The organism is Pelagibacterium sediminicola, assembly GCF_003390885.1.
GTDB lineage: Bacteria > Pseudomonadota > Alphaproteobacteria > Rhizobiales > Devosiaceae > Pelagibacterium > Pelagibacterium sediminicola.
In genome coordinates this window covers 436,352-457,716 of record NZ_QMEL01000001.1, presented here as the reverse complement: position 1 = coordinate 457,716, position 21,365 = coordinate 436,352, and the positions used below count along the sequence as shown (strand labels likewise).

Here is a 21,365-nt window from a genome sequence, read left to right as displayed (position 1 = left end):
CGTGGATCGACCCGTTCAGGCCGCGTAGGTCTTCTTGAACGCATCGAGCGCAGCCACCAGCCGCTCCCTGATGCTGTCGGAAATCGCCTTTTCCTTTGCGATGTCGCCCAGAAGGTCGGCATGCTTGGAGCGCAGGACGCCCAGAAGCGCCTTCTCGAACGGGCCGACGCCACGCACGGGCAGGTCGTCGAGATATCCGTTCACGCCCGCAAAGATCACCGCGACCTGTTCCTCGGTCTTCAATGGCGAGAACTGGGGCTGCTTCAGCAGTTCAGTGAGGCGCGCGCCGCGATTGAGCAGACGCTGGGTCGCCGCATCGAGGTCCGAGCCGAACTGGGCGAAGGCCGCCATTTCGCGATACTGGCTGAGCTCGCCCTTGATCGAACCGGCCACCTGCTTCATCGCCTTGATCTGGGCCGAACCGCCCACGCGCGACACCGAAAGACCCACGTTCACCGCCGGGCGGATGCCCTGGAAGAACAGGTTCGTCTCAAGGAAGATCTGGCCGTCGGTGATCGAGATCACGTTGGTGGGAATATAGGCCGAGACGTCGTTGGCCTGCGTCTCGATGACCGGCAACGCGGTCAGCGACCCGAGCCCGTGGTCCTCATTGAGCTTTGCGGCCCGTTCGAGCAGGCGCGAATGGAGATAAAAGACGTCGCCCGGATAGGCTTCGCGCCCGGGCGGGCGGCGCAGCAAGAGGCTCATCTGGCGATAGGCCACGGCCTGCTTGGAAAGGTCGTCATAGGCGATCACGGCGTGCATGCCGTTGTCGCGGAAATATTCGCCGATCGCGCAGCCGGTGAACGGGGCGAGAAACTGCATGGGCGCGGGATCGGAAGCGGTCGCGGCAACCACGATCGAATATTCGAGCGCGCCATTGTCCTCGAGCATCTTGACGAACTGGGCGACGGTCGAGCGCTTCTGCCCCACGGCCACATAGATGCAGTAGAGCTTGTCGCTTTCCGAGGCACCGGACTGGTGCGCGGGCTTCTGGTTCAAAAAGGTGTCGAGAATGACCGCGGTCTTGCCGGTCTGGCGGTCGCCGATCACCAGTTCGCGCTGGCCGCGCCCGATGGGGATCAGCGCGTCGATGGCCTTGAGGCCCGTCGACATCGGCTCGTGCACCGACTTGCGCGGCAGGATGCCCGGCGCCTTGACGTCCACGCGGCGGCGCTCGGTATATTCGATCGGCCCCTTGCCGTCGATCGGATTGCCCAGCCCGTCGACGACGCGGCCCAGAAGGCCCTTGCCGACCGGGGTATCGACGATCGCGCCGGTGCGCTTGACGACATCGCCTTCCTTGATGTCGCGGTCGGCGCCGAAGATGACGATACCGACATTGTCGGTTTCAAGGTTCAGCGCCATGCCCTTGATGCCGCCGGGGAATTCGACAAGCTCACCGGCCTGGACGTTGTCCAGCCCATAAACGCGCGCGATACCGTCGCCGACCGAAAGCACCTGACCGACTTCGGAAACCTGTGCTTCCTTGCCGAAATCCTTGATCTGGTCTTTGAGGATCGCGGAAATTTCCGCAGCCTTGATATCCATTAGCTGATCCCTTTCATGGCGATCTTCATGGCCGAAAGTTTTGTCTTGAGCGAAGTGTCGATCATCTGCGAGCCGACCTTGACCACAAGGCCCCCGATAAGACTTTCATCGACATGTGTCCTGAGCGTCACGTCCTTGCCGAGCTTTGCCTTGAGGACCTTGGCAAGCTCCTTTTCCTGGGCGGCCGTCAGCCTGGTCGCCGAAACGACATCGGCGGCAACCTCGTTGCGCGCCGCGGCGGCCAGCCCCTTGAAGGCGGAAATGATCGCGGGCAGCACGAAAAGCCGTCCGTTCCTTGCCACCAGCCTGAGCGTATTGGCCACCAGATCGGCAAGACCGGCCTTTTGGAGAAGGGCTTCGAGCGCGTCGCGCTTGTCCTCGGTCGAAATGGCGGGGCTCTTGAGGAACCGGCTGAAATCGTCCGATGACGCGATCAGACCCGAAAGGGCATCGAGGCTCTTTTCGGTCGCCTCGACCGCCTTGGCGTCGCTGGCCAGCTCGAACAGCGCCGCCGCATAAGGGCGTGCGATTCCGGTCAGAACAGACTGTGTAGCGCTCAAGCCCTCAAACCCCGCTTTTTGCCGTCGCATCATTCAACATAATGGACCGGATGGCCGGTGGTGAATGCGTGACGGGCACGAACAACTCTTGCTGACCCAAAACCTCGCCGGCGGCACGAGCCGGATGCAGCCTTGCGATCCGGGGCTGGCCTTATCATGCCCAAAATGGCCACGCAATCCCAAGAGGGCCAAATTGAGGCGGCGCAAATGTCGCATTGGGCCCGCTCAATAAAAGCTCACCGGATCGATATCGACCTGAACCCGCAAATTCCCCCGTGCCGGATTGGCGTTTTCGAGCCAGAAACGCACATAGCCCGAAAGGTCGAACCCCTTGGGCGACTGCACGAGAATCCGCACCCGGTGCCGGCCCCTCACCATGGCCACGGGCGCATCGGCCGGCCCGAAGCGCCTCACCTCCGCGGCGAGCGGGGCCGCCGCCATCAGCGCCCGCGCATAACCCATGGTTTCACCGTGCTCGTTACCCGAAACGATCAGCGCCGCCAGCCGCCCGAAAGGGGGCAGCATACCGTCCTTGCGCACCTTGAGCTCATGGGCGTAGAACCCCTCGCGGTCGCCTGCGATCATCGCCCGCATCACCGCGTGTTCGGGATGGTAGGTTTGCAAGAGCGCCTTGCCCGAGCGGCTCGCCCGTCCGGCCCGCCCGGTCACTTGGGTCAGGATCTGGAAGGTCTTTTCCGCCGCGCGCGGATCGCCATGCGCCAGCCCCAGATCGGCATCGACCACGCCCACGAGCGAAAGTTTCTCGAAATGGTGGCCCTTGGCAACGAGCTGGGTGCCGATGATGATATCGTAATCCCCACGCGCGATCTCGGAGAACCGCTCGCGGATCTGGCTCATCGTGCCCATGTCCGAGGAGAGCACCACCGCCCGCGCCCCGGGGAACCGTTCGGCCACCTCCTCGGCCACCCGCTCGATCCCCGGCCCCACCGCCACCAGCGAATCGGTGGCCCCGCACGCCCCGCACGCCTCGGGCGCCCGCTCCTCATGGCCGCAATGGTGGCACATCAAGACGCCACGGAACCGGTGCTCGACCAGCCATGTCGAGCATTCAGGGCACTGGTACTGGTGCCCGCACGCCCGGCACAGCGTCAGGGGCGCATAGCCGCGCCGGTTGAGAAACAGCAGCGCCTGCTCGCCCCTGTCGAGCGCATCGAAGACGGCACGCGCGAGGCGCGGCGCGATCCACTGGCCTTTTTCGGGGCCTTCCTCGCGCATGTCGATTGCCGAGACATCGGGGAGCGCCGCGTCGGCAAACCGGCTTTCGAGCCTTATATGGGCATAGCGACCCTGATCGGCGTTGTACCGGCTTTCGATCGAGGGGGTGGCCGATGAAAGGATCACCCGCGCATCGGCCAGCGAGGCCCGCACCACCGCCATGTCGCGCCCGTGATAGTTGACGCGGTCGGCCTGCTTGAAGGCCCCGTCATGCTCCTCATCGAGCACCAAAAGCCCCAGTTCCCGGAACGGCAGGAACAGCGCCGAGCGCGCGCCGATCACCGCGCGCACCTCCCCCAGCAGCACCCCGCGCCAGACGCGCGCGCGCTGCACCGGGGTCATTTCCGAATGCCATTCGGCGGCCCGGTGCCCGAAGCGCTTCTCGAAGCGGTCGAGAAACGTATGGGTCAGCGCGATTTCGGGCAGGATGATCCCCACCTGCTTTCCGGCGCGCAACGCATCGGCAACGCTCTCGAAGAACACTTCTGTCTTGCCCGATCCGGTGATCCCGTCGATGAGCGCCACCGAGACCCCCCCCTTGTCGTGCGCCCTGATCGCATCGAGCCCCGTCTGCTGATCGTCCGAAAGCGTCGCGGGCGCGAAATCGGGCTCGGGCGCAAGGACCGGTGGTGGGGCGGGCAGCTCCACCGCCTCGAGGGCGCCAGCCTTGACCAGCCCGTCGACCACCGACGGCGAGACCCCCGAGGCGCCCACCAGCGCCGTCCTCGCCCATGGCCGGTCCTCGCCCTCGAACATGTCGAGCACCCGCGCCCGCGCAGCCGTCAGCCTTTCGGGCACGTGCCCGGTGCGCCGCAACGCAATTACCGGCCGCGGCGGATCGAGCGCCTCCCGGCTCCTCAGCGCCCCGCGCAAAACCATTCCCGGCTGGGCCAGCGTATAGCGCGCCACCCAGTCAACGGTCTTTAAAAGCTCCTCGGGGAGCGGGGGGAGATCGAAACGATGCGCGATATCCTTCAATCGGTTATGGGCAAAATTGTCCTTGGGCGCCCCCCAAACCACCCCCAGCGTGGGGCGCGGCCCGAGCGGTACGACGACGATCGATCCGCGCATCACCGCCATCCCCTCGGGCACCCGATAGGAATAGGGCGCATCCACCGCGACGGCGACCATGACGGCAACGATGGAACCGGGCTCGAACATCCAACATCCACTGAAGGACCAAAACAACAAAATAGACCGCAATCGCGATTCGGCCAGCCTTTCGTCACCCGGTGCCGTTCAAGCTTCCGGCTAGCACGGCATTACCCGTCACCCCCAACACCTCTTCCTCAAAGGGGGAGAAAGGGGAACTCAAGAGCCGATATATCCACGGAATCCCCTTCTCCCCTTGCGGGAGAAGGTGGCCCGGCGAAGCCGGGTCGGATGAGGGGTACAGCGATCTTTCCAAAAGCTCCGCGCTTTCTTACGCCCAAGGCCACAGGGCCGATTGTCGCTTTTTAAACCCCTCCGCGCTATCCTTCGCCCCATGACCGACACCGGCTTCGCCCTTTCCGATACGCTCAAACGCCTGCGCGCCGGCTGGCTTGCCGAGCTGTCCGCCATCCGCCGCCTCTCCCCCAAAACCGTCGAGGCCTATACCCGCGATCTCGACCAGTTGATGGCCTTCCTGTCCGGCCATATCGGCGGGACCGTCGATCTCTCCGATCTCAAGGATTTGCGCGCCGCCGATTTGCGCGCCTTTCTCGCCGCCCGCCGCCGGGACGGGATTGGGTCATCGTCTCTGGCGCGCGGGCTTTCGGGCATCAAGTCGTTCTTTGCCCATCTCGAACGCAACGGCGTCATGGCCCTCGAAGCGCTCTCGGTCATCCGCACCCCCAAACGCCCCGCGACGCTCCCCAAGGCATTGACCGTCACGGAAGCCAAATCAGCCATCGATACGGTCGATAATCTGGAAGAGCGCCCGTGGGTCGCCGCGCGCGACACGGCGGTCATCGCGCTCTGTTACGGCGCGGGCCTGCGCATTTCCGAAGCGCTCGCGCTCACCCGGCGCGATCTCGACGGGCAAAGCCTGCGGGTTGTCGGCAAGGGCGGCCGCGTCCGGCTCGTCCCGCTCATTGCGGCGGTACGGGATGCGATCACCCAATATCTGAAGCTCTGCCCCTTCGCACTCTCGGCCAGCGAACCCATGTTCCGGGGCGTCAAGGGCGGGCCTCTCTCGCCCCGTCTCGTCCAGATTCGGCTCCAAGCCCTGCGCAGCGCGCTCGGGCTTCCCGCCTCGGCCACCCCCCACGCCCTGCGCCACTCCTTTGCCACCCATCTGCTGGGCCGGGGCGGCGATCTCAGGGCCATCCAGGAGCTTTTGGGCCACGCCTCGCTCTCGACCACCCAGATCTACACCCATGTCGACACCGAACGGCTGCTCGAGGCTTACGCCAAGGCACACCCACGAAGCTGAAATTGACGATGGCGGCCCAACCCGCGCGGGTATAAGGTCCGCCGCACCATGACCGCCCCCATCGCTTCCCCCTTTGCCGCCACGTCCCGCAACGAAACCATCGGTCTCGTTCTTGCCGCGCTCGGCGCCGGCTTTTTCGCGACCAAGGGCATTTTCGTCAAACTGGTGCTCGCCGACGGGCTCGACGCCCTCACCATCCTCACCTGGCGCATGGTCCTTGCAACCCCCGCCTTCATGGTGCTGGGCTGGTCGGGCCTTGCCGCCCGGAGGCGGGGCCGGGGAAAACATGGCGGCACGCCGGTGCCGGTACGCGCCGTCCTGGTCGCCATCGGGGTCGGCATCGTCGGCTATTATGGCGCGAGCTATCTCGATTTCGCCGCCCTCTCTTTCATTTCCGCCCAGCTCAACCGCCTGGCGCTGCTCACCTACCCCTTCATGGTGTTGATTCTGGGCGCCGTGCTGTTCGGGCGCAGGCTCTCCGCTGGCGCTGTGGCCGCCGCGCTTCTGGCTTATGCGGGCATCGCCATTATCTTTGCCCATGATTTGACGATCGAAGGCGATAACGTCCTGACCGGCACGCTGCTGGTGCTTGGGGCGGCGCTCGCCTATGCGCTCTATCAGCTCTTTGCCAAATCGGCGATCGATGCGCTCGGCTCGGCGCTTTTCACCGGCATCGCCATGACGGCGGCGGGGGGCACGATCTTTGCCCATTTCCTTTTCACCCACCCCCTCACCGCGCTGGCCATCGAGCCGGCGACCCTTTTGATGCTGATCGGCCTTGCCGCCATCGCGACTGTGTTGCCCGTCCTGATGATCGCCGCCGCCATCGGCCGCATCGGGCCCGAGCGCACCGCCATTTTCGGCAATATCTCCCCCATCCTCACCATCGTTCTGGCGGTCGTCATTCTCAACGAGCCCTTCACCCCCTATCATGGCGTTGGAACGGTACTGGTAATCTGCGGAATTTTGCTGTTCACTCGTCTCACGCGGCACCGGGCGGTTGCCCAGAACCCCGCAGCGTGAGGGAACCACAATGAAAAAGACGGGTGCAATTCTTGGCAGCGCCACCATGGCGCTTTCGCTCCTTTTATCCTTCCCGGCACTGGCCCAGGATATCGATTTCGGCGATGATTCAGGCCGGTGGGCCAATGACGGGGAGTGCGACGATCCGCGCTTCGGCGGCACGGTCGACAGCCACCGCATGGCCGACGCTACCGACTGCCGCACCGCCTACGAGGCCGGCGAGGTCATCTTCGACGGCGCGATCACCATCAGCGGCGCCGTCCAGCCCAGTTCCGAGATCGATTTCGGCGACGATTCGGGCAATTGGGCCAATGACGGAGAATGCGACGACCCGCGTTTCGGCGGTTCGCTCGAAAGCCACGTTCTTGCCGACGCCACCGATTGCCGCGAGGCATATGAGGGCGGGCGCGTCGAATATCTCGGCTCCGCCCCCTCGGCCAGCATCGATTTTGGCGCGGATACCGGTTCCTGGGCCAATGACGGCGAATGCGACGATCCCCGCTTCGGGGGGGCGCTCACGAGCCATGAATATGCCGACGCCACCGACTGCCGCGCCGCTTACGAGGCCGATCCCTCGATCTATACGAGCGAGAGCGGCGATGATGGCGGTAGCGCTCTGTCCGGCGATATCGATTTCGGCGACGATTCGGGCCATTGGGCCAATGACGGCGAATGCGACGATCCGCGTTTTGGCGGCGCGCTCCAGAACCACGCCCATGCCGATGCCACCGACTGCCGCGAGGCGTATGAAGCCGACCCCTCGATCTATGCGGGCGAGAACGAAGCCACGGCCATGCGCGATGATTCCGCCTTTATCGGCAGCATCGATTTCGGCGACAACTCCAGCGACTACGCCAATAACGGGGAGTGCGACGATCCGCGTTTTACCGGCCCGGGCACCGATACCACGCTGCTGTTTGCCGACCGCATGGCCGACGCCGATGACTGCCGGGCGCTTTATGCCCAGGGGCAGATCCATTTTAACGGCGTCGATGGCGACCCGGCCCTTGCGGGCATAACCGGGATCGATTTTGGAGACGATGCATCGGACTACGCCAATGACGACAGGTGCGATGACCCGCGCTTTGCCGGGCCGGGCACCGATTCGATCCTCATCCATAGCGATCTCGGCCATGACGCCTCCGATTGCCGCGCGCTGTTTGAAAGCGGCGAGGTCTATCTCGCCGGGGTCGGCAGCACGGCGGACAGCGGGGCGTCCACGGATGGTTTCCGCATCAATTTCGGCGATGATTCGGGCAGCCACCCCCATGACGGCGAGTGCGACGACCCCCGGTTCCAGGGGCGAGGCGGAGCCTTCGAGCTGTTCGACGACAACCTTCTGGGCGACGCAACCGACTGCCGCGCGGCCTATGAAGCCGGCACCGTGACCTACGCCCCCTGAGCGCCAAACACGAACCCAACGAAAAAGGCCGCATCCACCGATGCGGCCTTTTTTTCTTGAGCTGCAGTCCGGACGAGCACAGCGAGGCCCCCGCGCTTGCGCGCCCCAGCGGAGGTGCAGCATTCAACATGGAAACGGCCTGCCGGGCGGTTGGGGTTGGACCGCACTGGATTGCCGGGAACAAGTCCCGGAATGACAATGGTGTTTCGCGCAGGATCATCCCATCTCCCATGTCACCCCGGGATTTATTCCCGGGGTCCAGACCAAACCCGCCGCAACCGCGGGAACCCCGACGATTCCGTCAAATACTGATCTGCTCAAGCGCCTCGCGCGTCATGCCCGCAGCAGTGCACGCCGTAAGATCAATATGGACGAGGCAAAGCCGAGGACCCCGCGCGACGTCTCGCGCGCGCCATCGCAGGTGCAGCGGAGGGCATAGGCGCGGCTTTAGCGCCGTCATGCCCGCAGCGGTGCGCGCCGTGAGATCAAATATGAATCGAGCCGTCCCCGAGCCCCATCGCGGCCTCGCGCACCGCCTCGCTCATTGTGGGGTGGGCGTGGCAGGTGCGCGCCAGATCCTCGGCGGACCCGCCGAATTCCATCAGCACGGCGGCCTCGTGGATCATCTCGCCCGCGCCCTTGCCCACGATATGGCAGCCCAGCACCCGGTCGGTCGCCTTGTCGGCAAGGATCTTGACGAAGCCGTCCGTCGCCAGCATCGCCTTGGCGCGGCCATTGGCGGTGAAGGGGAACTTGGCGGCCTTGTAGGCGATCCCTTCGGCCTTGAGCTCGTCTTCGGTCCTGCCGACCGAGGCGACCTCGGGCGAGGTATAGACCACGCCGGGAATGACGCCGTAATTGACGTGCCCGGCCTGCCCGGCCAGCAGTTCGGCAACCGCGATCCCCTCGTCCTCGGCCTTGTGCGCCAGCATCGGCCCGGCGATGACGTCGCCAATGGCGTAGATGCCCTCGACATTGGTGCTGTAGCGGTTGTCGGTGACGACGCGCCCGCGCTTGTCCAGTTCGACCCCCACGCTCTCGAGCCCCAGCCCTTGCGTATAGGGCAGGCGCCCGATCGCAACGAGCGCCACGTCGGCCTCGATCTGCGCGGCATCGCCGCCAGCAGCCGGCTCGATCGTTGCCACAATGCCTTCGCCGGACTTTTCGATGCCCGAAACCTTGGTGGCGAGCCTGAACGCGAAGCCCTGCTTGGTGAGCATGCGCTGGAACTGCTTGGCCACCTCCCCGTCCATGCCCGGCAGGATGCGATCGAGATATTCAACCACCGTCACCTTTGCGCCCAGCCGCGCCCAGACCGACCCGAGTTCGAGCCCGATCACCCCGGCCCCGATCACCAGCAGATGGCCGGGCACCTTTGAAAGCTCGAGCGCGCCGGTCGAGGTGACGATGCGTTCCTCGTCGATCTCGATGCCCGGCAGGTTGGCCGATACCGATCCCGTCGCAATGACGATGTTTTTGGTTGCGATCTCGGTCACCCCGCCATCCTCGGCGGTCACCGTGACCTTGCCGGGCGCGGAGATCGTGCCCGTGCCGCGAAACGCCGTGACCTTGTTCTTCTTGAAAAGATATTCGATCCCGGAGGTGTTGGACTTCACCACATCGTCCTTGTGGGCCATCATGCCCTCAAGATTGATCCTCGGCGTGCCCACATCGATGCCGAGCTGGGGGAAACTGTGTCCCGCTTCCTCGTAAAGCTCTGAAACGTGCAGCAGCGCCTTGGAGGGGATGCAGCCGATATTGAGGCACGTGCCCCCGAAATTGGGCCACTTCTCGACGATGGCGACCTTCATCCCGAGCTGGGCCGCGCGCACCGCGCACACATAGCCCCCCGGTCCGGAACCGATGATGGTGAGATCGAATGTGTCGGCCATTGGGCTGTATCCTTTTTAAAAGAGCAACAATCCCGCTGCCATCAGCGCCAGTCCAAGGCATGCGCCCACAAAGGCGAGCGAGCGGATGTTGGTGACCCCGAAAATGTAGAGCGGAAGATAAACGAGACGGAACCCCAGATAGAGCGCGGCGCCCGTCTGGGTAAGACCGTTGGACGTGCCGGTCACCCCGCACACGAGCGCCAGCGCGATAAAGGCGGGCCAGGTTTCAAGGAAGTTGCGCAGCGCCCGCTCGGCCCTGCCGCCAAACATGCCCGGCGCGCGCTCCTCGTCACGCGGGCCGGCATTGTACCGGCTGCCGTGCTCGCGGGTCAAAAGGACGCCCTGCGATCCGATATGGACGAACAGCAGGACCACCGACCAGACCAGCAGCGACAGCTCCAACGCCATTGCCCGGCTCCCTAAAGATCGAGCACCAGCCGCTGCGGATCTTCAAGACTCTCCTTGACGCGCACGAGGAACGTCACCGCTTCCTTGCCGTCGACGATCCGGTGGTCGTAGGAGAGCGCCAGATACATCATGGGACGGATAGCGATCTGCCCGTCGACGACCACGGGCCGCTCCTGGATCTTGTGCATCCCCAGAATGCCCGATTGCGGCGCGTTGAGGATCGGGGTCGACATCAGCGAGCCATAGACCCCGCCATTGGAGATGGTGAAGGTGCCGCCCGCCATGTCGGCCATCGAAAGCTGGCCGTCGCGCGCCGCGCGTCCGAGCCGGGCGACTTCCTTTTCGATCTCGGCGATGGTCATCTGGTCGGCATCGCGCACCACCGGCACGACGAGGCCCTTGTCGGTCCCCACCGCCACCCCGATATGGGCGAAATTCTTGTAGATGATGTCGGTGCCGTCGATCTCGGCGTTGACCGCCGGGATTTCCTTGAGCGCATGGACGATGGCTTTTGTGAAAAAGCCCATGAAGCCCAGCTTGACCCCGTGCTTTTTTTCGAACAGCTCCTTGTAGGAGGCCCGCAGGTCCATCACCGGCTTCATGTCCACCTCGTTGAAGGTGGTGAGCATGGCGGCGGTGTTCTGGGCGTCCTTCAGGCGCCTGGCGATCGTCTGGCGCAGCCGGGTCATCTTGACCCGCTCCTCGCGTCCCGCATCATCGCCCGGCGAGGGCGCGCGCGCCGCGGCAGGGGCCGGGGCGGCGGCGGGTGCCGATGGCGTCCTGTCGAGCGCCTTGAGCACATCTTCCTTGAGCACTTGCCCGCGCTTGCCCGAGCCCGCGACCTCGGCGGCATCGATGCTCTTTTCCGCGGCGAGCTTGGCGGCCGAGGGTGCGGGGGGCATTTCGGTCCTCGCGGGGGCCGGGGCGGCAGCGGCGGGCGCTGGTTTGGGGGCTTCTTCAGCCTTGGGCGCTTCGGCGGGCTTTTCCGCCGTCTTGGCGGGCGCGGCCCCCGCGGCGATCGCCGCGATCAGCGCGCCGACCTCAACGGTGTCGCCCTCATTGACCGAAATGGCCTCCAGCGTGCCCGAGACGGGTGCGGGAACCTCGATGGTCACCTTATCGGTCTCAAGCTCGACAATCGGCTCGTCGGCGGCGACCGCGTCGCCCACCTTCTTGAACCATTGCCCGATCGTGGCTTCGGTAACGCTTTCCCCCAGGGTCGGAACGCGGACTTCGGTGGACATCTCTAAGGTTCCTTTTGTCTCTCTTGTGGGCGGGGCGGCGCGATCGTGAGGGGCCGCGCCCTTTCTCCAGTTAGGGGGTCACTCGAACGCTTCGTCAAGAAAGGCCTGCAACTGCGCCACATGGGTGCGCATCAGGCCCGTGGCCGTGGACGCCGAAGCCGGGCGGCCCACATAGCGCGGCCGGTCGCCCGGACGGCCCATCTGTTCGAGCACCCATTCGATATAGGGCTGCACGAACGCCCAGGCGCCCATGTTCTTGGGCTCTTCCTGGCACCAGACGACATCGGCGTGCTGGAAGCGGGACAACTCGTCGATCAGCGCCTTGGCGGGGAACGGATAGAGCTGTTCGAGACGCATCAGATAGACATCGTTGATGCCGCGCTTCTCGCGGTCTTCGAGCAGGTCGTAATAGACCTTGCCGGTGCAGATCACCACCCGCCGGATCTTGTCGTCCGGCTGCAGGCTCACATCGGTCTTGGGCAGGCCCGGCGCTTCCGCGTCGTCCCACAACAGGCGATGGAAAAAGCTGCCCGCGCCCATTTCGTTGAGCCCCGACACCGCCCGCTTGTGGCGCAGCAGCGATTTGGGCGTGAAGATCACGAGGGGCTTGCGGAAATCGCGCTTCAATTGCCGGCGCAGCGCGTGGAAATAGTTGGCCGGGGTCGTGCAGTTGAGCACCTGCATGTTGTCCTCGGCGCACAATTGCAGGAACCGCTCGGGGCGGGCCGAGGAGTGCTCGGGGCCCTGCCCTTCATAGCCGTGCGGCAACAGCATCACGAGCCCGGACATGCGCAGCCATTTGCGCTCGCCCGAAGAGATGAACTGGTCGATCACCACCTGGGCGCCGTTGACGAAATCGCCGAACTGGGCTTCCCAGATGGTGAGCGCATTGGGCTCGGCCAGCGAATAGCCGTACTCAAACCCCAGCACCGCCTCTTCCGAAAGCATCGAGTTGATGACCTCGTAGCGCGCCTGCCCCTCATCGAGATGGTTGAAGGGCGTATAGGTCGCCTCGACCTCCTGGTCGTAGAGCACCGTATGGCGCTGAGAGAACGTGCCGCGCTCGACGTCCTGCCCCGAGAGCCGCACCGGATGGCCCTCGGCGAGCAGCGAGGAAAAGGCCAGCGCCTCGGCGGTCGCCCAGTCGATGCCCTCGCCCTCGGCGACCGCCTTCTTGCGGTTGTCGAGAAAGCGCTGCACCGTGCGGTGGACGCTGAAGTCTCCGGGCACCTCGGTCATCTTCTCGCCCAGCGCCTTGAGCTTTTCGACGGCAACCCCGGTGACCCCGCGGCGCGGTCCATCGGCTTCGGCGAGCTTGATGTTCTTCCAGGCGCCATCGAGCCAGTCGGCCTTGTTGGGGCGATAGTCCTGCCCCGCCTCGAATTCGGTTTCGAGATGGCTGCGCCAGGCGGCCTTGATCTCGGCGATTTCCTCGCCCGTCACGACGCCCTCGTCGGCGAGGCGCTGGCCGTAAAGCTCGAAGGTCGTCTCGTGGCCCCGGATCGCCTTGTACATCAGCGGCTGGGTGAAGCTCGGCTCGTCGCCCTCGTTATGGCCGAACCGGCGATAACAGAACATGTCGATAACCACCGGACGCCCGAACTTCTGGCGGTATTCGATGGCGATCTTGGCCGCATAGACCACCGCTTCGGGATCGTCGCCATTGACGTGGAACACCGGCGCCTCGATCATCTTGGCGACATCGGTGGGGTAGGGCGAGGACCGCGAGAAATGCGGAGAGGTCGTGAACCCGATCTGGTTGTTGATGACGAAATGGATCGACCCGCCCGTGCGGTGGCCCTTCAAACCCGAAAGCCCGAAACATTCGGCAACCACGCCCTGGCCCGCGAACGCCGCATCGCCATGCAGCAGCAGCGGCAGCACCTTGGAGCGGTCCGTCTCGCGCGTATCGAAGACGAACCGGCCCTCCTCGAGCGCGGAAAGCTGGTCCTGCTTGGCGCGCGCCTTGCCCAGCACCACCGGGTTGACGATCTCCAGATGCGAGGGGTTGGCGGTGAGCGAGAGGTGCACCTGATTGCCGTCGAACTCGCGGTCAGAGGAGGCGCCCAGATGGTATTTGACGTCGCCCGACCCTTCCACGTCGTCGGGATAGAACGCCCCGCCCTTGAATTCGTGGAACAGCGCCCGGTGCGGCTTGCCCATCACCTGGGTCAGAACGTTGAGCCGTCCGCGATGGGCCATGCCCAGGACGATATCCTCGACCCCCAGCGCCCCGCCGCGCTTGATGATCTGCTCGAGCGCCGGGATCAGCGATTCCCCGCCATCGAGCCCGAACCGCTTGGTGCCGGTGTATTTGACGTCGAGGAACTTCTCGAACCCTTCGGCCTCGGCCAGCTTTGAAAGGATGGCGCGCTTGCCTTCGCGCGTGAAGGTGATTTCCTTGTCCGGGCCCTCGATGCGTTCCTGGATCCAGGCCTTGGCCTCGGGGTCCGAGATGTGCATGAACTCGATGCCCATCGTCCCGCAATAGGTGCGCTTCAATATTTCGAGCATCTGGGGCACGGTCGCGAACTCGAGCCCCAGATAGTTGTCGATATAGATTTCGCGCGTGAAATCGGCCTCGGTAAAACCATAGGCGGCCGGATCGAGCTCGGGCGCCTCTTCCTGGACCTCGAGGCCCAGCGGATCGAGATTGGCGTGCAGATGCCCGCGCATACGGTAGGCGCGGATCATCATGATCGCATGGATGGAATCCCGCGTCGCCTGCATCACGTCGACGTCGGAAACCGGTTTTTCCTCAGCCTTGGCCTTCTCGGCCACCGCCTTTTGCACCTTGACGGCGACCTCGCCCCAGTCCCCGTCGAACGCGGAGACCAGGTCGCCATTGCGCGGGCGCGGCCAGTCCTTGCGCTGCCAGGACGGCCCCTCGGCGTTCTTTTTCACGTCCTCGATGGAATCGGAAAGTCCCGAGAAGAACTCGGCCCAGCTCGGCTCGACACTCTGGGGATCGGATTTGTAGCGCGCATAGAGCGCATCGATATAGTCGGCATTGCCGCCATAAAGGAATGAGGTGAGGAGGAACGCTTCGTTCTGATCCTGTCGTGTCATTTCACTCTCTATGGGGGTCCCGATCCCCCTTAAAAAAACCAACCTTTTCCCCTAAGGGAATGCCAATTGGGTTGGAACTATGACCGTCCGATATCTCGTTTCGGTTAACCGGTAAGGCCCCCTACCCCTTGAGGACCTCGACCAGCGTCCTGCCGATCTGGGCGGGGGATTTGGAGACCCTGATCCCCGCCGCTTCCATGGCCGCGATCTTGTCCTCGGCGCCGCCCTTGCCGCCCGAGATCACCGCCCCGGCGTGGCCCATGGTGCGGCCCGCGGGCGCGGTCAGCCCCGCAATGAACCCCGCCATGGGCTTCTTGCGGCCTTTCTTGGCCTCGTCGATCAGGAACTGGGCGGCCTCTTCCTCGGCCGAGCCGCCGATCTCCCCGATCATGATGATCGACTTGGTTTCATCATCCGCAAGGAACATCTCGAGCACGTCGATGAATTCGGTGCCCTTGACCGGGTCGCCCCCGATGCCGACGGCGGTCGTCTGCCCCAGCCCTTCATTGGTGGTCTGGAACACGGCCTCGTAGGTGAGGGTTCCCGAGCGCGACACGATGCCCACCGAGCCCTTGGAAAAGATGCTGCCGGGCATGATGCCGATCTTGCACTCTTCGGGGGTCAGGACGCCGGGGCAGTTCGGCCCGATCAGCCGCGAATTGGACTTTTCCAGCCTTGCCTTGACCTTGACCATATCGAGCACCGGCACGCCCTCGGTGATCGCGACGATCAGCTCGATCCCGGCATCGATCGCCTCGATGATGGCAGCGGCGGCCCCTGCGGGCGGCACATAGATGACCGAGGCGTTGGCCCCGGTCCGCTCCCGGCCCTCGGCAACGCTGGCGAAAACGGGAAGCGCGGTGCCATCGACCCCCGAGGTCCAGCTCTCGCCGCCCTTTTTGGGGTGGATGCCGCCCACCATCTTGGTGCCGTAATAGGCCAGTGCCTGCTCGGTGTGGAAGGTGCCGGTCTTGCCGGTGAGGCCCTGGACGAGGACCTTGGTGTCTTTGTTGACCAGAATGGACATTGTCTTGCGGATGCTCCGGAATGTTCTTGGGGCGGACGGGCTGGGCTTACTTGCCGCCCACGGCGGCGACGATCTTTTGCGCCGCGTCGTCGAGATCGTCGGCTGAAATGACGTTCAGCCCGCTCTCATCGATGATCTTCTTGCCCTCGGCAACGCGCGTGCCCTCGAGCCGCACGACGAGGGGCACGTTGAGCCCCACATCCCTGACCGCCGCGATCACGCCCTCGGCGATGACGTCGCACCGCATGATCCCGCCGAAGATGTTGACGAGGATGCCCTTGACGCTGGGGTCGGCGGTGATGATCTTGAAGGCCGCCGTCACCTTCTCCTTGGAGGCTCCGCCCCCGACGTCGAGGAAGTTGGCGGGCTCGGCGCCATAGAGCTTGATGATGTCCATGGTGGCCATCGCCAGCCCCGCGCCATTGACCATGCACCCGATATTGCCATCGAGCGCCACATAGGCAAGGTCCCACTTGGAGGCCTCGATCTCCTTTTCGTCCTCTTCGGAGAGGTCCCGCAGCTCGACGATGTCGGGATGGCGGAACAGCGCATTGCCGTCGAACGAGACCTTGGCATCGAGCACCCGCACATCGCCATTTTCCATGACGATGAAGGGGTTGATCTCCAGAAGGCTCATGTCCTTTTCGACAAAGGCCTTGTAAACCAGCTTGAAGACGTTTTTGGCCTGCTCGGCGGTCTTGCCTTCGAGGGCCAGCGCGGCGGCAAGCCTGTCGGCGTCCGCATCGGTCACCCCGGCATCCGGGTCGATGGGCAGCGTCAAAATCTTTTCAGGCGTTTCCTCGGCGACGGCCTCGATGTCCATGCCGCCCTCGGTCGAGGCAACGAACGCCACCTTGCCGCTCGATCTATCGACCAGCAGCGAGAGATAAAGCTCGCGCGCGATGTCCGCGCCATCCTCGATATAAAGGCGGTTGACCTGCTTGCCCGCATCCCCGGTCTGCGCGGTCACGAGCGTATTGCCCAGCATCTCGTTGACGTTGGCAACAACCTCGTCGACCGATCTGGCCAGCCGCACCCCGCCCTTGGCGTCGGGGCCGAGTTCCCTGAACTTGCCCTTGCCGCGCCCGCCGGCGTGGATCTGCGACTTGACCACATAAAGCGGTCCGGGCAGCGATTTCGCTGCGGCTTCCGCCTCGCTGGCCGAATGGATCGCAACGCCCTGCGCCACCGGCGCGCCATAGGATTTGAGCAGTTCCTTGGCCTGGTATTCGTGGATGTTCATTATGGATTTATCCCTTTAAAGGATGCCGCCGCCCCGCAAGACAGGGCCGATGATATACAAAAACCCCGGACGGCACACCATCCGGGGCAGCAAGGCTTACGCCAGCTTGGGTGCGATCTTCTTGCAGGCTTCGACGAGCCCCTGCACCGCGTCGACCGAGGCGTCGAACATCTTCTTTTCCGAAGCGTTCAACTCGATCTCGACGACCTTTTCCGCGCCGCCCGCGCCGATCACCACCGGCACGCCGACATACATCTGGCTGACCCCGAACTGACCTTCGAGATAGGCCGCCGAGGGCAGGATGCGCTTTTTGTCCTTGAGATAGCTTTCCGCCATCTCGATGGCCGAGGCGGCGGGGGCATAGAAAGCCGAACCGGTCTTCAACAACCCCACGATCTCCGCGCCGCCGTCGCGGGTGCGCTGGATGATCTGGTCGAGCCGGTCCTTGGAAAGCCAGCCCATCTTGACCAGATCGGGAAGCGGAATGCCCGCAACCGTGGAATAGCGCGCCAAGGGAACCATGGTGTCGCCATGCCCGCCCATGACGAACGCGGTAACGTCCTGCACCGAGACGCCAAGCTCATCGGCGATGAAGTGGCGGAACCGCGCCGAATCCAAGACGCCCGCCATGCCCACGACCTTGCCGGTCGGCAGGCCGGAAAATTTCTGCAGCGCCCAGACCATGGCGTCGAGCGGGTTGGTGATGCAGATGACGAACGCCTCGGGCGCGTATTTGGCGATGCCCGCGCCCACCTGCTCCATGACCTTCAGATTGATTTCCAGAAGATCGTCGCGGCTCATCCCCGGCTTGCGCGGCACCCCGGCGGTGACGATCACCACATCGGCGCCCTCGATGTCCTTGTATTCGGACGTGCCCTTGAGGGTGGAATTATAGCCCTCGACCGGACCGGACTGGGCCAGATCGAGCGCCTTGCCCTGCGGCACGCCGTCGACGATGTCGAACAGGACGACGTCGCCCAGCTCCTTGAGCGCGACCAGATGCGCCAGCGTCCCACCGATCTGACCGGCCCCAATCAGGGCGATTTTCTTCCGCGCCATCAGCAAGTTTCCCTATAGGTAAAGTTGATGTTTTCCCGGGCCCCTCTTACGCCTTGTGACAAACAGACGCAAGTGAACCGTTCGTCTTAGAAAGGCCTTGGGAAACGCCCTGCTCCCGCGCCTGCCGCAAGGGCTGGGCGATATAGTCCGCCGAGCGCATCTCCTCGAGCCGGGAAAGGCAGCGGGCGAACTCGAACCGGGTCTTCTCGTTATGGGCCAGTTGGTCGAGCGGGGCGGCAAAGCTCGCCACCAGCTTGACCCCCCGGTCGTAAAGCGTGTCGATCAGGAGGATGAACCGCTTGGCCGCGTCCGATTTCAGGTGCGAGAACACCGGCACGCCGTCGATGACGACGGTGTGAAAGGCGTTGGCGATTCTGAGATAGTCGCGCGCGCCCAGCGGCACCTCGCACAGATCGGCAAAGCCGAACCGCGCCACCCCCATCGCCTGCGCCGGCACGGCGATGGTCCGCCCCAGATTTTCGATCCGCCCCGGCCCCGCCGCCGCCCCACCGGTGAGATGGGCGAACAAGGCGTCCATCTGCGCGCGGACCTCGGGCCCCTCGCCGAACCGGTAGACATCCTGCGCGTTGAGCTTTTCGCGCCGGTAGTCGGTCTCGGAATCGAGGTTGAACACCTCTGTATGGGTCTTGAGCAGATCAATGAAGGGCAGGAAGAGCTGGCGATTGAGCCCATTCCAATACAGCTTTTCGGGCGGGATGTTGGAGGTTGCGACCACCACCACCCCGTCGCGGAACAGGATCTCGAACAGACGGCTCAACAGCATCGCATCGGTGATGTCGGAAACGAAGAACTCGTCGAAACACAACAGCCGCACCGCCCGGCTGATCGGCCGCGCCACCGCCGGGATCGGATCGCGCGCGCCCCTGGTCCCTGCGTTCTGCGCCCGGAACGCGGCGATCCCCTCATGGATCTCGTTCATGAATTCGTGGAAATGCACCCGCCGCTTGGCGGTCAGCGGGACCGAGGCGAAAAACAGGTCCATGAGCATGGTCTTGCCCCGCCCCACATCGCCCCAGATATAGAGCCCCTTTGGCGTGCCGCGCTTTTTTTTGAACAGCCGGGAAAGGACCGAACCCTCCCCCGCTTCGAGCACGGAAAGCTGTTCGGCCAGCGCGCCGAGCTTTTCAGCCGCCGCCTTTTGCGCCGCATCGGGCCGCACCTGTCCCGAGACGGTCAACTCGGCATAGCGGTCGAGGACCGAGGCGTCCGCCTGCCCGGCGTCGTGATCCAAGATCAGCCCGCCATGGAAACGGCCTGGCCTCCGGCCAGCGTGCCCACGAACCGGTCCCCGCTCTTTAACAGCGTGCCGACCAGTTCGTCGGCCTCGTTATAGAGCTGAATCTGGTTGCCCAGAAGCTGCCAGGAGGTGACGGTGGTGAGCACCGGCTGCGCGCAGGTCGGCGTCGAGGCGCGGTAGCGCCCGGTCGAACCCTTGGCGGTATAGGTGAGGTTGAGCCGGCATTGCTCGGCGCCCGAAATGATCGTCCATCCCCCGAGCAGCTTTTCCATGGTCAGCGGTCCGGAAAGATCGCGCCCGCCCGTGGTGTTGCCCGGCTGGCCCATGCCATCGAGCGAAACGAACCCTTCGGTGGAAGCCGTCTGGGTCAGGGGATCGTAAAGCCCGGTCGTATTGGCGGGAACCTGCCCGGTGCCGGTGGTTGCCGCCGGTTGCCCGCCGATCGGGGGCAGATCGCTGGTCTGCACCACCCCGGTCGACACCGGCGTCGAGGGCTGGGGGGTAACGAAGGGATTGGGACGGTTCCCCACCGATGGTGAACAGGCCGCCAGCGCCGCGGCGGCCATCAGCCCGGCGCCAAGGGTGAGGCTGCGCGCAATGGAAATGGTCATGATGTGCTCCAGTCCGGCTCGTGCTCGATCGGCTCGCCGATGGTTATGCAATCCTCGGGGGCCGCAAACAAGCCCCACGGCGCCTGTAGGGGAACCCTATGCGCCACAATGTGGCGATTATAGGCTGAACCGGGACCCCGTTCAGCCCTCCATGTCCCTTAAAAGCGCCTCGGCGAGCGGGCGCGCATCGCCGGCCTCGTTTTCGGGCACGGCGACCGGAACCCCGGTGCCCGACAACGCCCCGCCCACGCCGGGCAAGCCGCCATCGGCGATCTCGCGGGGCGAAAACCCGTGCGCCCGCAAGGCCGCGATCAGCACCCGCGCCCGCGCTTCGCTCCTCACATGGATGATGGTCTCGTAATCGGTCATCATGCGACCCTACACGGTTTCATGCTTTGAAGGAATCGGCTTGGCACGCCTGCGCTTTGCGCCGACATTGCCCGGACCCCGGGAATAATCCCGGGGTGACATCGGAGGCGAGGCACGATCCTGCTAAAAAACCGTTGTCATTCCGGGACTTGTTCCCGGAATCCAGCGCGATCTCACGTCCTGCGCCCGGCTATCCCCGCCTCACGCCACCTTGCGCTCGACCATCATCTTCTTGATCTCGGCGATCGCCTTGGCCGGGTTCAGTCCCTTGGGGCACACCTTGGTGCAGTTCATGATCGTGTGGCAGCGATAGAGCTTGAAGGTGTCTTCGAGATTGTCGAGCCGCTCCGAGGTCGCCTCGTCGCGGCTGTCGATCAGCCAGCGATAGGCCTGCAGCAGCACGGCGGGGCCGAGATATTTTTCCCCGTTCCACCAGTAGGACGGGCACGAGGTCGAACAGCACGCGCAAAGGATGCACTCATAGAGCCCGTCGAGCTTGGCTCGGTCCTCGCGGCTTTGCAGCCATTCGGTGTCCGGCGTCGGGGATTTGGTCTGCAGCCACGGCTCGATCGATTTGTGCTGCTCGTAAAAGGTCGAGAGATCGGGCACCAGATCCTTGACCACCGGCATGTGCGGCAGGGGATAGACCTTGACCGGACCGGCGCTGACCTCGTCCATCCCGCGCGTGCAGGCCAGCGTATTGGCGCCATCGATATTCATCGCGCACGACCCGCAAATGCCCTCGCGGCACGAGCGGCGGAGCGTCAGGGTTGGATCGACATTGTTCTTGATCCACAACAGCGCGTCCAGAATCATCGGCCCGCAATCGTCGAGATCGACGAAATAGGTGTCGATGCGCGGGTTTTCCTGCGTGTCCGGGTCGTAGCGGTAGACCTGGTATTCGCGCACATTGGTCGCGCCCTCGGGGCGGGGCCACACCTTGCCCTTTTTGGGGCGGGAGCGCTTATCGAGAATGAGTTCAGCCATCTGCTCCTGC

At 64.4% G+C, this 21,365-nt stretch carries 17 protein-coding genes; 3 read left to right on the top strand and 14 right to left on the bottom strand.

Annotation, left to right across the window (positions count from 1 at the left end; all coding sequences use genetic code 11):
* Window positions 1-15: 15 nt before the first annotated feature.
* From atpA to DQG18_RS02150, 3 genes are all read right to left on the bottom strand, one after another.
* The gene (atpA, locus tag DQG18_RS02160; RefSeq protein WP_116652565.1) at window positions 16-1,551 is read right to left on the bottom strand and encodes a F0F1 ATP synthase subunit alpha; all 1,536 of its coding nucleotides are present in this window, start codon (window positions 1,549-1,551) and stop codon (window positions 16-18) included.
* The gene (locus DQG18_RS02155; protein ID WP_116652795.1) at window positions 1,551-2,111 is read right to left on the bottom strand and encodes a F0F1 ATP synthase subunit delta; all 561 of its coding nucleotides are present in this window, start codon (window positions 2,109-2,111) and stop codon (window positions 1,551-1,553) included. The genes atpA and DQG18_RS02155 overlap by 1 nt, the downstream gene beginning before the upstream one ends.
* Window positions 2,112-2,336: 225 nt before the next feature.
* The gene (locus DQG18_RS02150; protein ID WP_116652564.1) at window positions 2,337-4,508 is read right to left on the bottom strand and encodes a primosomal protein N'; all 2,172 of its coding nucleotides are present in this window, start codon (window positions 4,506-4,508) and stop codon (window positions 2,337-2,339) included.
* 325 nt (window positions 4,509-4,833) lie between these two features.
* On the opposite strand from DQG18_RS02150, the gene DQG18_RS02145 reads away from it, so the two are divergent.
* Genes DQG18_RS02145 through DQG18_RS02135 form a run of 3 tightly spaced genes read left to right on the top strand, consistent with a single transcriptional unit; the run spans window position 4,834 to window position 8,188 of the window.
* On the top strand, window positions 4,834-5,763 hold the full coding sequence (locus DQG18_RS02145; protein WP_116652563.1) for a tyrosine recombinase XerC: 930 nt from the start codon (window positions 4,834-4,836) through the stop codon (window positions 5,761-5,763).
* A gap of 48 nt (window positions 5,764-5,811) precedes the next feature.
* Window positions 5,812-6,786 (top strand): DMT family transporter, encoded by a 975-nt coding sequence (locus DQG18_RS02140; RefSeq protein ID WP_116652562.1) that lies wholly within the window; start codon window positions 5,812-5,814, stop codon window positions 6,784-6,786.
* Between the two features lie 10 nt (window positions 6,787-6,796).
* Window positions 6,797-8,188, top strand: coding sequence for a hypothetical protein (locus DQG18_RS02135; protein WP_116652561.1), 1,392 nt, complete (start codon window positions 6,797-6,799; stop codon window positions 8,186-8,188).
* A gap of 485 nt (window positions 8,189-8,673) precedes the next feature.
* On the opposite strand, the gene lpdA is transcribed toward DQG18_RS02135, so the two are convergent.
* The 11 genes from lpdA to DQG18_RS02080 all read right to left on the bottom strand — a co-directional run bounded on the left by lpdA (window position 8,674) and on the right by DQG18_RS02080 (window position 21,355).
* On the bottom strand, window positions 8,674-10,080 hold the full coding sequence (gene lpdA / locus DQG18_RS02130; RefSeq protein ID WP_116652560.1) for a dihydrolipoyl dehydrogenase: 1,407 nt from the start codon (window positions 10,078-10,080) through the stop codon (window positions 8,674-8,676).
* Between the two features lie 15 nt (window positions 10,081-10,095).
* The gene (locus tag DQG18_RS02125) at window positions 10,096-10,488 is read right to left on the bottom strand and encodes an MAPEG family protein (protein ID WP_116652559.1); all 393 of its coding nucleotides are present in this window, start codon (window positions 10,486-10,488) and stop codon (window positions 10,096-10,098) included.
* A gap of 11 nt (window positions 10,489-10,499) precedes the next feature.
* Window positions 10,500-11,732, bottom strand: coding sequence for a 2-oxoglutarate dehydrogenase complex dihydrolipoyllysine-residue succinyltransferase (gene odhB / locus DQG18_RS02120; RefSeq protein WP_116652558.1), 1,233 nt, complete (start codon window positions 11,730-11,732; stop codon window positions 10,500-10,502).
* Between the two features lie 78 nt (window positions 11,733-11,810).
* Window positions 11,811-14,801, bottom strand: a complete 2,991-nt coding sequence (locus tag DQG18_RS02115) for a 2-oxoglutarate dehydrogenase E1 component (RefSeq protein WP_116652557.1) — start codon at window positions 14,799-14,801, stop codon at window positions 11,811-11,813.
* Window positions 14,802-14,922: 121 nt separating this feature from the next.
* Entirely contained in the window at window positions 14,923-15,828 is a 906-nt protein-coding gene (gene sucD, locus DQG18_RS02110) for a succinate--CoA ligase subunit alpha (RefSeq protein WP_116652556.1), read from the bottom strand.
* 46 nt (window positions 15,829-15,874) lie between these two features.
* Complete coding sequence (sucC, locus tag DQG18_RS02105) at window positions 15,875-17,071, bottom strand: ADP-forming succinate--CoA ligase subunit beta (protein WP_116652555.1); 1,197 nt, start codon at window positions 17,069-17,071, stop codon at window positions 15,875-15,877.
* A gap of 96 nt (window positions 17,072-17,167) precedes the next feature.
* Window positions 17,168-18,130, bottom strand: a complete 963-nt coding sequence (gene mdh / locus DQG18_RS02100) for a malate dehydrogenase (RefSeq protein WP_116652554.1) — start codon at window positions 18,128-18,130, stop codon at window positions 17,168-17,170.
* Between the two features lie 46 nt (window positions 18,131-18,176).
* Window positions 18,177-19,382 (bottom strand): cell division protein ZapE, encoded by a 1,206-nt coding sequence (gene zapE / locus DQG18_RS02095; RefSeq protein WP_116652553.1) that lies wholly within the window; start codon window positions 19,380-19,382, stop codon window positions 18,177-18,179.
* 2 nt (window positions 19,383-19,384) lie between these two features.
* Complete coding sequence (locus tag DQG18_RS02090; protein WP_116652552.1) at window positions 19,385-19,999, bottom strand: AprI/Inh family metalloprotease inhibitor; 615 nt, start codon at window positions 19,997-19,999, stop codon at window positions 19,385-19,387.
* Between the two features lie 141 nt (window positions 20,000-20,140).
* Window positions 20,141-20,368 carry a hypothetical protein gene (locus DQG18_RS02085; protein ID WP_157969964.1) on the bottom strand — a complete coding sequence of 76 codons (228 nt, stop codon included), beginning with the start codon at window positions 20,366-20,368 and terminating at the stop codon, window positions 20,141-20,143.
* 201 nt (window positions 20,369-20,569) lie between these two features.
* The gene (locus DQG18_RS02080; protein ID WP_116652550.1) at window positions 20,570-21,355 is read right to left on the bottom strand and encodes a succinate dehydrogenase iron-sulfur subunit; all 786 of its coding nucleotides are present in this window, start codon (window positions 21,353-21,355) and stop codon (window positions 20,570-20,572) included.
* Window positions 21,356-21,365: the final 10 nt, after the last annotated feature.